This is a genomic window from Thioclava nitratireducens, from assembly GCF_001940525.2.
Lineage (GTDB): Bacteria > Pseudomonadota > Alphaproteobacteria > Rhodobacterales > Rhodobacteraceae > Thioclava > Thioclava nitratireducens.
Genome location: NZ_CP019437.1, coordinates 1,275,310 through 1,286,757 on the forward strand (window position 1 = coordinate 1,275,310; position 11,448 = coordinate 1,286,757).

General features: G+C 65.0%; 15 protein-coding genes. 9 read left to right on the plus strand and 6 right to left on the minus strand.

The genetic code is table 11. The features are described 5' to 3' along the window. Positions 1–4 precede the first annotated feature (4 nt). From BMG03_RS06290 to BMG03_RS06305, 5 genes are all read left to right on the plus strand, one after another. On the plus strand, positions 5–397 hold the full coding sequence (locus BMG03_RS06290; RefSeq protein WP_244271001.1) for an SAM-dependent methyltransferase: 393 nt from the start codon (positions 5–7) through the stop codon (positions 395–397). Next, complete coding sequence (locus BMG03_RS21005; RefSeq protein WP_244271002.1) at positions 394–606, plus strand: hypothetical protein; 213 nt, start codon at positions 394–396, stop codon at positions 604–606. Before BMG03_RS06290 ends, BMG03_RS21005 begins: the two co-directional genes overlap by 4 nt. 263 nt (positions 607–869) lie before the next feature. Beyond that, the gene (locus BMG03_RS06295; protein ID WP_075776266.1) at positions 870–1,313 is read left to right on the plus strand and encodes a c-type cytochrome; all 444 of its coding nucleotides are present in this window, start codon (positions 870–872) and stop codon (positions 1,311–1,313) included. A gap of 6 nt (positions 1,314–1,319) precedes the next feature. After that, complete coding sequence (locus tag BMG03_RS06300) at positions 1,320–1,916, plus strand: cytochrome b/b6 domain-containing protein (protein WP_075776265.1); 597 nt, start codon at positions 1,320–1,322, stop codon at positions 1,914–1,916. Between the two features lie 100 nt (positions 1,917–2,016). After that, complete coding sequence (locus BMG03_RS06305; RefSeq protein WP_075776437.1) at positions 2,017–3,375, plus strand: MATE family efflux transporter; 1,359 nt, start codon at positions 2,017–2,019, stop codon at positions 3,373–3,375. On the opposite strand, the gene BMG03_RS06310 is transcribed toward BMG03_RS06305, so the two are convergent. From BMG03_RS06310 to BMG03_RS06320, 3 genes are all read right to left on the minus strand, one after another. Further along, positions 3,372–4,583, minus strand: a complete 1,212-nt coding sequence (locus BMG03_RS06310; RefSeq protein WP_075776264.1) for a UbiH/UbiF family hydroxylase — start codon at positions 4,581–4,583, stop codon at positions 3,372–3,374. The genes BMG03_RS06305 and BMG03_RS06310 overlap by 4 nt on opposite strands. A gap of 203 nt (positions 4,584–4,786) precedes the next feature. After that, positions 4,787–5,014 (minus strand): hypothetical protein, encoded by a 228-nt coding sequence (locus tag BMG03_RS06315; protein WP_075776263.1) that lies wholly within the window; start codon positions 5,012–5,014, stop codon positions 4,787–4,789. Positions 5,015–5,127: 113 nt separating this feature from the next. Beyond that, entirely contained in the window at positions 5,128–5,829 is a 702-nt protein-coding gene (locus tag BMG03_RS06320; RefSeq protein WP_075776262.1) for a pyrimidine 5'-nucleotidase, read from the minus strand. A 96-nt stretch (positions 5,830–5,925) separates the two neighbouring features. Between BMG03_RS06320 and BMG03_RS06325 the strand changes: the two genes are divergently transcribed. Continuing rightward, a complete protein-coding gene (locus tag BMG03_RS06325) occupies positions 5,926–6,579 on the plus strand; it encodes a GntR family transcriptional regulator (protein ID WP_075776261.1) in 654 nt (217 codons plus the stop codon). Here the strand turns inward: BMG03_RS06325 and BMG03_RS06330 are convergent, their stop codons facing one another. Beyond that, entirely contained in the window at positions 6,580–8,436 is a 1,857-nt protein-coding gene (locus BMG03_RS06330) for a glycosyltransferase (protein ID WP_483028324.1), read from the minus strand. It abuts the gene before it with no gap. On the opposite strand from BMG03_RS06330, the gene BMG03_RS21010 reads away from it, so the two are divergent. Then, positions 8,320–8,664 carry a hypothetical protein gene (locus BMG03_RS21010; RefSeq protein WP_244271004.1) on the plus strand — a complete coding sequence of 115 codons (345 nt, stop codon included), beginning with the start codon at positions 8,320–8,322 and terminating at the stop codon, positions 8,662–8,664. The two genes, BMG03_RS06330 and BMG03_RS21010, sit on opposite strands and share 117 nt — an antisense overlap. Positions 8,665–8,734: 70 nt before the next feature. On the opposite strand, the gene carA is transcribed toward BMG03_RS21010, so the two are convergent. Beyond that, on the minus strand, positions 8,735–9,898 hold the full coding sequence (gene carA / locus BMG03_RS06335; protein WP_075776260.1) for a glutamine-hydrolyzing carbamoyl-phosphate synthase small subunit: 1,164 nt from the start codon (positions 9,896–9,898) through the stop codon (positions 8,735–8,737). Between the two features lie 170 nt (positions 9,899–10,068). Here carA and BMG03_RS06340 point away from each other — a divergent pair, with 170 nt between their 5' ends. Next, positions 10,069–10,533: a GatB/YqeY domain-containing protein gene (locus tag BMG03_RS06340; RefSeq protein ID WP_075776259.1), complete on the plus strand. Its 465-nt coding sequence runs from the start codon at positions 10,069–10,071 to the stop codon at positions 10,531–10,533. Between the two features lie 80 nt (positions 10,534–10,613). Further along, on the plus strand, positions 10,614–10,799 hold the full coding sequence (locus BMG03_RS06345; protein WP_075776258.1) for a DUF3008 family protein: 186 nt from the start codon (positions 10,614–10,616) through the stop codon (positions 10,797–10,799). Between the two features lie 21 nt (positions 10,800–10,820). Here the strand turns inward: BMG03_RS06345 and BMG03_RS06350 are convergent, their stop codons facing one another. Continuing rightward, positions 10,821–11,357, minus strand: a complete 537-nt coding sequence (locus tag BMG03_RS06350) for a DUF2244 domain-containing protein (protein WP_075776257.1) — start codon at positions 11,355–11,357, stop codon at positions 10,821–10,823. Positions 11,358–11,448 lie beyond the last annotated feature (91 nt).

Here is an 11,448-nt window from a genome sequence, read left to right on the forward strand (position 1 = left end):
GCGCATGGGCTGGAACGAAAGATTCGCCGGAGACGAGTATCTCTATGGCACGACCCCGGCGGATTTCGTGGCGCGTCAGGCGTGGCGTCTCGCGCCTGGGGCGCGGCTTCTGAGTATCGCCGATGGCGAAGGTCGCAACGGCACCTATCTCGCGAGCCTCGGGCTGCAGGTGACCGCCCTAGAACCCTCGGAAAACGCGCGCCGAAAGGCTGCCGAACTGGCGCAGGAGCGGGGCGTGTCTATGCAGACGATCGACGCCGATTTGCGCGGCTACGACTGGCCGCGGGGGAATACGACGCCGTGCTCGCCTGCTTCATCCAGTTCGCCGACCCGGCCTTTCGGGCAGAGATTTTCGACGGCATTGCGACCGCACTCAAACCCGGCGGTCTCGCTTTGATCCACGGCTTCGCGCGCCGCCAGCCGCGCTACGGCACGGGCGGCCCGGGGATCGTGGAACAGCTTTACGATCTCGATCTCCTGCGTGACGCCTTCCCGCGCTGGGAGGTGCTGCATCAGGCCGATTACGATGCCGATCTAGACGAGGGCGCGGGCCATTCCGGGCGCGCGGCGCTGATCGATTTCGTCGTCCGCAAACCCGCACGGTGATTCTGCAGCTTTCGTCAGGAAATTCGGGACTTCGCGCGGCTTCTACGCATAACGCTCGATGTTCCGTCGCGCTTTCTGCACGGTATTCAGGCGTTTTTGCATCCTCCCTCGGCGGTCGGCCGGAACTTGCCGAAGCGCCCGCGCGTGCCTATCGCTCCGCGAGGGGAGATGTGTGTTTGCGCACAAAGGAGTGTCTTCGGAATGACACGATTGCGTGTAACATCAATTCGATACGTTTTCGCCATCGCAGACTGGAGTTCCTCATGCGCAAGCCTCTCCTCGCCCTGACCTTGACCCTCGCCGCTACCGCCTCTTTCGCGCAATCGCCCAAGGATGCGGTGGACGCGCGCCAGGGCTATTTCGATCTGCTCGGCGCCCAGATGGCCGTGCTCGCGCCAATGGCGCAGGGCAAGACCGAGTTCGACGCGGCCAAGGCACAGACCGCCGCTGACAACATCGCGGCGCTCGCCAAGGTCGATATCCGTCCGCTCTTCGTCGAGGGCACCTCGGTCGACGACATGATGGAGACCCACGCGAAGTCGGAAATCTGGTCGAACATGGATCTCTTCGGACAGAAGCTCGACGGTTTGCATCAGGCCGCGGCGGAGATGCCTGCCGCAGCGGGCAGCCTCGACACGCTTCAGCCGGCCGTCGGGAAACTCGGCGGCGCCTGCAAGAGCTGCCATGACGAGTTCCGCGCGAAGTAACACCTGATGAAAGACACTGCCGCCGCCCCCGCGAAGAAGACCGTCACGGTCTGGGATCCCGTCGTGCGCCTGTTCCACTGGCTTCTGGTGCTGGCTTTTGCCGTTGCCTGGGGCCTGGGGGAGTGGGGGCCGAACCAGATGACATGGCATTTCTATGCGGGCTACGTCATCGCGGGACTGTTGGCGGTGCGTCTGATCTGGGGGTTCGTGGGGCCGCGCACGGCGCGGTTCTCGCACTTCCTCTATGGGCCCAAGGAGGTGGCGGATTATCTTCGCCACCTGCCATCCAAGGAAAGCTCCGACCATGTCGGGCATAATCCGCTTGGCGGCTGGTCTGTCGTCGTGATGCTGGGGCTTCTGATCGTGCAGGTCGTGACCGGGCTGACATCCGATCCGCAGGACTATATCAACGTCGGTCCGCTTGCGGGCTCCGTGCCCGAGAGCATCAGCACGAGCTGGGCGCCCAAGATCCACGAGCTTGTCTCGACCTTGCTGCTGATCGTGGTCGGCATCCATATCGCGGCCATCGTCTATTACCGGGCGTGGAAGGGCGTGAATCTCGTCAGGCCGATGATTACCGGCAAGAAAGAGGTGGGGGAGTAACCGCTCTCTTGACCGCCGCAGCGGGCGGGGCTAGCGCTCGCTCATGACGAGCAACGATCCCCATCAGAGCGCGCCGCCGCCCCAGTCGCAGAGCCAAGCGATGCCTCTCGCCCGCCATGTGCGGGCGATCTTCACTCTGGGCCTGCCGCTGATCGGCTCCAATCTCGCGCAGATGCTGCTCAACGTGACCGATACGGTGATGGTGGGCTGGTATGGCGTCGAGGCGCTGGCGGCGCTGGTGCTGGGCACCTCCTATTTCTTCTCTATCTTCATGCTGGGCAACGGGATCGCGCTGGCGGTGATGGGGCGCGTCTCGGCGAGTCTGGGCGCGGATGACGAGGTGCAGGCGCGGCGCGACACCCGAATGGGGATCTGGCTATCGATCCTGTTCGGCGTCGCGATGCTCCCGCTGTTCTGGAATTCCGGCGCGGTGCTGGAGCTGCTGGGGCAGAAGCCCGAGATCGCGGCGCTCGCACAGGATTACCTGCGTATCCTCGGCTTCGCGCTCGCGCCGGGGCTCGCGATGATGGTGATCCGGTCCTACCTGTCCGCGCAGGAGCGCACGGCGGTGCTGCTCTGGATCACGCTTGCGGCGGTTCTGCTGAACGCGGGCGTCAACTGGATCCTGATCTTCGGCAATTGGGGCGCGCCGGAACTGGGGGTGCGCGGTGCGGCGATCGCTTCGCTGAGCGCGATGGTGCTGAACCTCGTCGCGCAGGCGATCTATGCCGCGCGTGCGCCCGGACTGACTCATATCCGGCTGTTCCAGCGCTTCTGGCGGCCCGATTGGGAGGCGTTCTGGATCGTTGCGAAGATGGGGCTGCCGGTGGGGCTGACCTCCGTCGCGGAAGGCTCGATGTTTCAGGCCTCGGCGCTGATGATGGGCTGGATCGGCACGGTCGAACTGGCCGCGCACGGGATCGCGCTGCAGGTCTCCTCGATCACCTTCATGGTGCATGTCGGTCTCTCGAACGCCGCCACCGTGCGGGCAGGTCGGGCGCATGGGCGCCGTGATCCGCGCCTGCTGCGTGACGGGGCGTTGGCGGTGACGGGGATGTCGCTGGGCTTCGGTTTGCTGACGGTCGCGGTCTTCGTCTTCGCGGGGCCTTGGCTCACGCGCCTGTTTCTCGATGCGGACAACCCGGCCACGCCCGAGATCGTCCTCTACGGCGTTCGCTTTCTGATGGTCGCGGCGATCTTCCAGCTGTTCGACCTGATGCAGGTGATGGCTCTGGGACTGCTGCGTGGCGTGCAGGATACGCGCGTGCCGATGTGGATGGCGGTGGCGAGCTATTGGCTGATCGGCATCCCGGCCAGCTACTTTCTCGCCTTCACGCTGGATCTTGGCGGGGTGGGGCTGTGGTTCGGCCTCGTCCTCGGCCTCGCATCGGCGGGGGCGATGATGATGCGCCGGTTCTGGCGCGGTGCATGGCTGCATCCGCGCCCGGCAGCGGCTTAACGCACGCCAAGCCCCGCCTTCATCAACGTCTTGCGCACCGGTCCGAGGGAATAGAGCGCGCCCAAGACGCCCGCGCGCAGATCGCGCAGTGGCTGGGCCTCGACCATCGAGGCACGGTTGAGCAGATCGATCCCCACCTCCCGCGCCTTCACCTCCGGCCAGCGGCGACGGTGATAGGCGTCGAGCATCTTCGCCTCGCCCAGATGCACCGGGTCTTCCTCGGCCAGCTTCAGAAGGCAGGCCAGATCGGCGAGGCTCATGTTCAGCCCCTGCGCGCCGATCGGCGGAATGACATGGGCGGCCTCGGCGATCAGGGCCACGCGCTGGCCCGAGAACCGATCCGCGATCTGCGTCATCATCGGCCAGACCGCGCGGCGGGTCTCCAGCTTCAGCGGCCCGAGAAGCCCGGTCGAGCGTTCCATGATCGCCGCTTCGAACGCTTCCGTGGGCAGCGTGGCGAGGCGCTCGGCCTCGGCGGCGCGCTCCATCCAGACGATCGCGGAAGACGGCTTGCCATCGCGGTCGGGCAGCGGCACCAGCGTGAACGGCCCACCCGAGCGGTGGATCTCGGTAGAGACGTTGTCATGCGGGATCGGGTGGGTGACAGCGAAGGCCAGTGCCTTCTGGCCGTAGCGGATCGTCTTTACGCCGAGGCCAGCCGCTTCGCGCACGAAGGAATTGCGGCCATCGGCCCCGATCACGAGACGGGCGCGCACATGGGTGCCGTCGGACAGCGTCACCTCGGCGCCGCTTTCGCGGGTCACGAGGCCAGTCGTCGCGATGCCGGGGCGGAAATCGACGAGCGGATTATCGGCAAGGGCGGCCACCAGCTCGCGGCGCAGCAGCCAGTTCGGGAAGTTCCAGCCGAAGGGTTCGTCGGACAAGTCGGCTGCGTCGAAATCGCGGGTCAGCCGTGCGGTCGGGCTTTCGCCGCCCGCATCGACGATCCGCATGATCTGCAGCGGCGCGGCATAGGGCAGGAGCCGATCCCAGATTCCCGCCGCTTTCAGCACCTCCCGCGAAGGACGCAGGAACGCGGTCGAGCGCATATCCGCGCCCTCGGCTGCTTCTTCGGTGACCGGCGGCGTGGGATCAACGCAGATCGTGGTGAAGCCCGCCTGCCCGAAGGCCGCGGCTGCGGTCAGGCCGGCGACGCCGCCGCCGGAGATCAGGATATCGGTGTCGATGGGTGTGCGGGTCTCGGCCATGGGGCGCCTCCGTCAATGTCCGTGCCATTTTGCCCTCCGGCGCGGGCAGGTGCAATGATCCGCCGCTGGGATGCGACGTGGCGACACAGCGGAACGCGAGACGGCCCCGCGCAAATCCCGAAGGGGGAGCACAAAAAGAAACAGCCCGGATCGCGCGGATCCGGGCCGTGTTCGCCATGGGCGAGAATTCTTCGAATAGGACGTCAGCCGCCTGCGGTCATCACCACGAGAAGGGCGAGCATGATCCAGGTTGCGCCAACAGCCCAGAGGATGAGGCCACCGAGGCCCATGGTCACAACCATGCCAGCGGCCAGAGCCACGACGACAAGCGCGAGGGTGAACATGAAAGCAGGCGTAATCTGCTTGTGCTCGGTTTCGGAATGATTGGCCGCATAGGCCGAAACGCCGGAGTCGGCAGTCGTCATGGTCATATCGATTCTCCCGTTTGCTGTCTCCCTGACAGGCCCCCGTCACTTAAAGATGCATCGCGGACCGATAAAGACGCGAAGCCGTGCCATATTGTCGCAGAGTCGTCACTTTGCCTTCAATCGCGCGTGATCTCGCGCAGGAACGCGGCGAGATCGGCGGTGTGGTAGTGGATGTGATCCTCTGGCGCAGGGGCGGGGGCGACATGCACGGTCTTCATGCCGAGTGCATGGGGATGGCGCAGGTTGCGGGCGTCGTCCTCGAACATAGCGCCGCGCGTGGGCTCGATCTCGGCCTGCGCGAATATCCGGTTGAAGGCTTCGCCGCGCGGCTTTGGATGAAACTCCGCGTGCTCGACACCATAGACCCCGTCGAAAAGCCCGGTCAGCCCACGCGCCTCGATGACCCGTGTGGCATAGGGGGCCGAGCCGTTCGTGTAGACGATCTTGCGGCCCGGGAGCGCGTCGATGCCTTCGCGCAGCGCATCATCCTTGACCAAATGATCGAGTGAGATCTCGTGGACTTCGTGCAGATAGGGCGCCGGGTCGACGTCGTGCTCGTGCATCAGCCCGGCCAGCGTGGTGCCGTAAAGCTGCCAGTAGTGGTTGCGCAGGTGATCGGCCCGCGCCCGATCGACGCCCAGCGAGCGCATCACGAAATCGGTCATCTTCACCTCGATCTGGTCGAAGAGTCGCGCCTCCGGCGGGTAGAGCGTGTTGTCGAGATCGAACACCCAGGCGTCGACATGCGCGAACTCGGCGGCGAGGTCGCGGTCGGCGGGGGCGGCGGAGGCGGGGGCAGGCGCGGTGCTGTCTGTCATGGGCTGCAAGCTAAGTTGCGGGGCGCGCGGGTGCAATCTGCTTGTCACCGGGTGCGCGCCGCGCCTAATCTCTGGCAGATCTCGAAAGCAGGATGCATGCAAAAAGACGCCTACACTCTCATACTCGACGCCATCGACGAAGGCGTCTACCGCCCCGGGGACCGCTTGGTCGAATCCGAATTGGCGGAGCGGTTCGGAGTGTCACGCACCCCGGTGCGCGAGGCGTTGCAGCGGCTCGAAACCCAACAGATGCTGGCCCGCGACGGGCGTTCGCTCATCGTCGCCTCGCTCGATCACAACCAGTTGGCGGAGTTGTATGTCGTGCGCGCCGAACTGGAGGCGCTGGCCGCGCAGCTGGCTGCGAAACATGCGGCTCCCGAAGAGGTCCGGGTGCTGCAGAACATGATCGACGAAGATCGCGGCCAACTCGACGATCCGGAAGCGTTGAGCCGGGCCAACCGCCGGTTCCACCACCAAATTCACCTCGCCTCGCATAATCGTTACCTCGTCCAGCAGCTCGATCTTGTGCACCGCTCGATGGCGCTTCTCGCGACCACCTCTCTTGCGGTGAAGGGCCGGGGCGAGGCGGCGCTCGACGAGCATCAGGCGATTGTCGATGCGATCCGCGAGGGCAATGGCGACGCGGCGGCCTCGGCGCTGCGGGCCCACATCTCGCGCGCCTTCGAGACGCGCCTCACGCTCGACGCGGCGCATCACGGGACGGCGGGCCACTGGGCCGAGGCTCTCTGATTATCCGATAAGCGGTGAATGGGCCTCGCGTTGCGGGGGCGGGCGCGCCGCGGCCTCTGCGGGGGCGATCTCGTCGCCGGGTCGGGCCTCCGACGCTGTCGCGTCACTGTCGTCGAAAATGCCGTGGCTCGTCTTGTCCCAGTAGAAGGGGCGCGCGATCAGTTCGTAGAGCGCCTTCCAGCCCGCCAGCGCGCCCAGCGGATAATAGAGGTGGAGCGTCGGGATCCATTTTATCAGGTTGCGATGCTCCGCCCCCCGGCAGGCCCAGGCAGAGGTCGTGATCGCGATCAACTCGGACAGAATGAAAGTCCCCATAACTAACGCGAAGACCGGGCCGGGCAGGGCGCTCGCGATCGGATGCCACAGCCCGAACAGCGCGAGCCAAAAGCTCCACAAGACCGGCGCCAGAACATATTGCGAGAGCGAACCGAGGATCAGGATCTGCACGCCGAGAAAGCGTTTCGTGCCCAGATCGCGCCAGAGCTGCACCGGATCGCGCATATGCACCGCCCATGTCATCGCGTAGCCCTTGAGCCAGCGCGAGCGCTGTTTGACCCAAGGCAGGGCGCGGCAATTCGCCTCCTCGAAGGTGGCGGCAGCGATCAATTCGGTGCGGTAGCCGTGCCGCGCGAGACGCACGCCAAGATCGGCATCCTCGGTCACGTTATGCGCGTCCCAGCCGCCCAGCTCCTCCAGCGCGTCGCGGCGGAAGAAGAGGGTCGTTCCGCCCAAGGGCACGACGAAGCCGAGCCGCGCGAGCCCGGGCAGGAACATCCGGAACCACGTCGCATATTCCACGGTGAAGCAGCGCGCGAGCCAATTGGTGCGCGGGTTGTAATAGTCGAGAACCCCTTGCAGGCAGGCCGTCTCGGGCGGGGCCGCGAGGAAGCGCTGGGCGACGATCTGCAGTTGATCCGGCTCGGGCGCGTCCTCGGCGTCCCAGACGCCGATCACCGAGCCGCGACAGAAGTTCAGCGCGTAGTTCAATGCGCGCGGCTTCGTCTTGATCGGCCCGTCGGGTACCGTGACCACCCGCATCCAGCGTGGCAGATCGGCGTTCGCAAGAGCCGCACGGGTCATCGTGTCGCTATGTTCGATGACGAGGATCACATCGATCAATTCGCGCGGATAGCGCAGCTTGCCGAGCCGCGAGACGAGCCGCGCCGCGATGTCGGTCTCGCGAAACAGCGGGACCATCACCGAGATGATCGGCAGCCGCCCTTTCGGCGCGCCCCGGATGAGTGCGTCCGGGCGGGGCTTGCGCTGTTCGGTGATCTCGCTCGCAAAGGCTGCGAGCTTGAGCGCCATGGAACCCACGAGCGTCAGCATCACCCACCCGAAGAAAAGCCCGAGAAGCAGGTTGGGCGCGAGCAACATTCCGAGCCCGGTCACCGCTACGAGCCCCGCCGCGATCCGGCTGGCGCGCCGTTCGTTATGGTTGCGGCAGCTCTCGACCGGGTCGACCTTGATCTCGGCGTGTCGGATCAGCGCGGTCTCGCGGCATGTGAGCAGGCTGTCATGCACGCAGCGTTCCGCGGCCAGTACGAGCCTGTAGGGCGCATGGCACGTGGGTAGCGAAGCCTGTAGAGCCTCGAAATCCTCGGGCCGTGCGGTCGCGATGAGGGTGACGCCGCCGACGCGCCGCCAGGGAACCATCGCGTGCTTCAGGCAAAGCTCCGGTCCGATGGCATCGATGAGGCGAGGATCGGGCGGCTCCTCTTGCAGGTCGACGACCGAGGCATGTCGTTGTTCCGCCAAGGCGGCCATCAGATCGGTCTCGTGTACCCAGCCATTCGCGAGAAGGATATCACCAAGCCTTACATCTTCGCGCTGCCGAAGCGCCGACGCCGTAAGCAGATCGGCCGGATCGACCGCGTCCCGATCCAGCAGGATTTCTCCCAGAGGTGGGCGCGCGGCGCGGCAGGCGTGTCGTTTTGGCTTCGCATCAAAGCTGCGCCGTCTGAGCGGAGAAATGGAATTCGCGATTGGATTGGTCAGCAGCAGCGGCGCCGGTTTGGCGTCAGCCGCTGGTGTTTTCAAAAGCTTTTGCCGCGCGCCCATGCCAAACCTCGCATCTGTCCTTGAAGGCAGGATGCGCGCGTTTGATTAATAGGCAGTTAACCTCAGTTCGGAGCCTATAGTCGCCGGAAGCGCGTTACGACTTGCGCGCGCGCATCGCTCTCGCGAAACGCTCGAACAGGTAGTAGCTGTCCTGCGGGCCAGGGCTCGCCTCGGGGTGATACTGCACCGAGAAGACCGGGCGATCGGCCATCGCAATACCGCAGTTCGAGCCGTCGAACAGCGAGACATGGGTCTCGGTCACACCCTTGGGCAGGGTCTGGCTGTCGACCGCGAAACCGTGGTTCATCGAGGTGATCTCGACCTTGCCGGTGGTCAGGTCCTTCACCGGGTGGTTCGCCCCATGGTGTCCGTGGTTCATCTTGACGGTCTTCGCGCCAAGCGCGAGCGCCAGCATCTGGTGGCCGAGGCAGATACCGAAGACCGGCAGCTCGGTTTCCAGAACGCCCTTGATCATCGGCACGGCATATTCCCCGGTCGCTGCCGGATCGCCCGGACCGTTCGATAGGAAGACCCCATCGGGTTCAAGCGCGAGCACGTCCTCGGCCGTCGCGGTGGCTGGCAGCACGGTCACGTCGCAGCCAGCCGAGGCGAGGCAGCGCAGGATGTTGCGCTTCGCGCCGTAGTCGATGGCGACAACTTTCAGGTCGTTGCCTTCGGCTTTCTTGTAACCCTCGGGCCAGGCCCACCGCATCTCGTCCCAGCGGTAGCTTTGCGCACAGGTCACGTCTTTCGCGAGATCGAGCCCTTCGAGCCCGGACCATTCGCGGGCCTTGCGTACCAGCGCCTCGATGTCGAAGACCCCGTCGGGGTTGTAGGCGATCGCGACATGCGGCGCGCCTTGCTGGCGGATTTCGCGGGTGAGGCGGCGAGTGTCGATGCCGCCGATGCCGATGCGACCGCGCTTCTCCAGCCACTCGACCAGAGTCTCGGCGGCGCGCCAGTTCGACGGCTCGGTCGGGTCCCATTTCACCACCATTCCGGCGGCAACGGGATCGTTGGTTTCGTCATCTTCCGGGTTCACGCCGGTATTGCCGATATGGGGGAAGGTGAAGGTCACGACCTGGCCCGCATAGGAGGGGTCGGTCATGATTTCCTGATAGCCGGTCATCGACGTGTTGAAGACGAGTTCGGCCACCGTCTCGCCCGGGCGGCCGAAGCCCTTCCCGTAGAACAGCGAGCCATCAGCGAGTGCGATCAATGCAGTGGGCTTTTCCGATGCGGACTGGCTTGCAGGCATGGCGCGACTCCCCGATGTCAAAATTCGCCGGAACCTAGACGCGCTGGGCGCGGGGGTCAAGAGGGCACGAGATAATTGCGAATTGCTTATTTATCAACAACTTGCAAGAGTTGTGCGCGTTTCGCAATACCGCTATTCTGGCGCCTTCACGGAAGTAGGGACACGATGTGATGCAAATGCGCGACAAGATCGCCGCCGCATTGAAAACGGCGATGAAGGAAAAGGATCAGGAGCGGCTCTCGACGCTGCGGCTGGTCAATGCCGCCATCAAGGACCGCGAGATCGCGATGCGTGCCGAAGGCGAGGGCGAGGGCACTGTCGGCGACGCCGAAGTGCTTGCGATCATGGGAAAGATGGTGAAACAGCGTCAGGAAAGCGCGCGGGCCTATGAAGAGGGCGGGCGGCTGGAACTGGCCGAGAAGGAACAGGCCGAGATCCGCGTGATCGAGGAATTCCTGCCGCGCCAGTTGACCGAAGACGAGGTGAATGCTGCCATCGAAGCGGCCATCGCGAAACTCGGTGCGGATTCGATTCGCGACATGGGCCGCGTGATGGGTGAGCTGAAAGGCCAATACACCGGACAGATGGATTTCTCGAAGGCGGGCCCGATGGTGAAGGATCGCCTCGCCTCGTGATCGGCGGCTGCCTTCGCTGGCCGGGAACAACGCCCCCTCGTGGGGCGTTTTCTTTTGCGCATTTTTGAAAGGAGGCGGCGATGCCGGCACAATCGAAGGCACAGCAGAAAGCTGCGGGCGCGGCGCTTGCCGCCAAGCGCGGCGAGATGAAGGTGGGCGATCTTCAGGGCGCCTCGAAGGAAATGTATGACAGCATGTCCGAGAGCGAGCTCGACGATATCGCGAGCACCAAGCGCAAGGATCTTCCGGACAGCAAGGACGACTGATCTGTCCGCTTGCCGCGGGGATCAGGAGGGCAGCGGCGCACGCGCGGCTGCGAGCCGGATCACCAGTTCGCGGTGCAGTCGTTGCCGTTCCTCGGGCGTGAGGAAAGCACCGATCTCGACCTCGCGCGGGCCGCCTCGCAGGGTCAGGTAGGCTGCGACCGGCCCGGCTTTTGCGTGAAGATCGACCTGTACCCAATGTGGATTCGCCGCCCAGTCGCGCGACGGCTTGCCCGGTTCGTGGCGGATAAGGTGCAGCTCGGGCCCGTTGAATGTCAGGATCTCGAGCACTTCGCCCGTGCGATAGCTGTGCGAGATCGCCCACCACACCCCCGCGATGGCGAGCGCGATGAAGGGCAAGAGCCCCCAAAGCTCCACGTGACCCAGCAATGAAAGTAGCGGCAGGCTGACCATGACGACGGTCGCCGCGATGAAGAAGACGAAACCTTTACGCGGCAGGGAGCGGTAGGGCCACAGATGCAATTGATCGGGCAGGGGCGCAGCCTCGGAGCGGGGCGCCTCCATGGTTTGGCCTTCGGTATCCGTCCAGCGATAGGGCATGATCCGCCCGGTCCTTCCTGCAACCTTTCGCCCTTTTGCAAACGGCCCCGGATCGCTCCGGGGCCGTTCTCGTTATCAGGAGATGTAGATC

What these genes read in the sequence shown, in the direction of transcription:
- BMG03_RS06290 (WP_244271001.1), top strand. Translation starts at nt 5, where the DNA reads ATGGGCTGGAACGAAAGATTCGCCGGAGACGAGTATCTCTATGGCACG.
- BMG03_RS06295 (WP_075776266.1), top strand. Translation starts at nt 870, where the DNA reads ATGCGCAAGCCTCTCCTCGCCCTGACCTTGACCCTCGCCGCTACCGCC.
- BMG03_RS06300 (WP_075776265.1), top strand. Translation starts at nt 1,320, where the DNA reads ATGAAAGACACTGCCGCCGCCCCCGCGAAGAAGACCGTCACGGTCTGG.
- BMG03_RS06305 (WP_075776437.1), top strand. Translation starts at nt 2,017, where the DNA reads ATGCCTCTCGCCCGCCATGTGCGGGCGATCTTCACTCTGGGCCTGCCG.
- BMG03_RS06310 (WP_075776264.1), bottom strand. Translation starts at nt 4,583, where the DNA reads ATGGCCGAGACCCGCACACCCATCGACACCGATATCCTGATCTCCGGC.
- BMG03_RS06315 (WP_075776263.1), bottom strand. Translation starts at nt 5,014, where the DNA reads ATGACCATGACGACTGCCGACTCCGGCGTTTCGGCCTATGCGGCCAAT.
- BMG03_RS06320 (WP_075776262.1), bottom strand. Translation starts at nt 5,829, where the DNA reads ATGACAGACAGCACCGCGCCTGCCCCCGCCTCCGCCGCCCCCGCCGAC.
- BMG03_RS06325 (WP_075776261.1), top strand. Translation starts at nt 5,926, where the DNA reads ATGCAAAAAGACGCCTACACTCTCATACTCGACGCCATCGACGAAGGC.
- BMG03_RS21010 (WP_244271004.1), top strand. Translation starts at nt 8,320, where the DNA reads ATGTCGTTGTTCCGCCAAGGCGGCCATCAGATCGGTCTCGTGTACCCA.
- carA (WP_075776260.1), bottom strand. Translation starts at nt 9,898, where the DNA reads ATGCCTGCAAGCCAGTCCGCATCGGAAAAGCCCACTGCATTGATCGCA.
- BMG03_RS06340 (WP_075776259.1), top strand. Translation starts at nt 10,069, where the DNA reads ATGCAAATGCGCGACAAGATCGCCGCCGCATTGAAAACGGCGATGAAG.
- BMG03_RS06345 (WP_075776258.1), top strand. Translation starts at nt 10,614, where the DNA reads ATGCCGGCACAATCGAAGGCACAGCAGAAAGCTGCGGGCGCGGCGCTT.
- BMG03_RS06350 (WP_075776257.1), bottom strand. Translation starts at nt 11,357, where the DNA reads ATGCCCTATCGCTGGACGGATACCGAAGGCCAAACCATGGAGGCGCCC.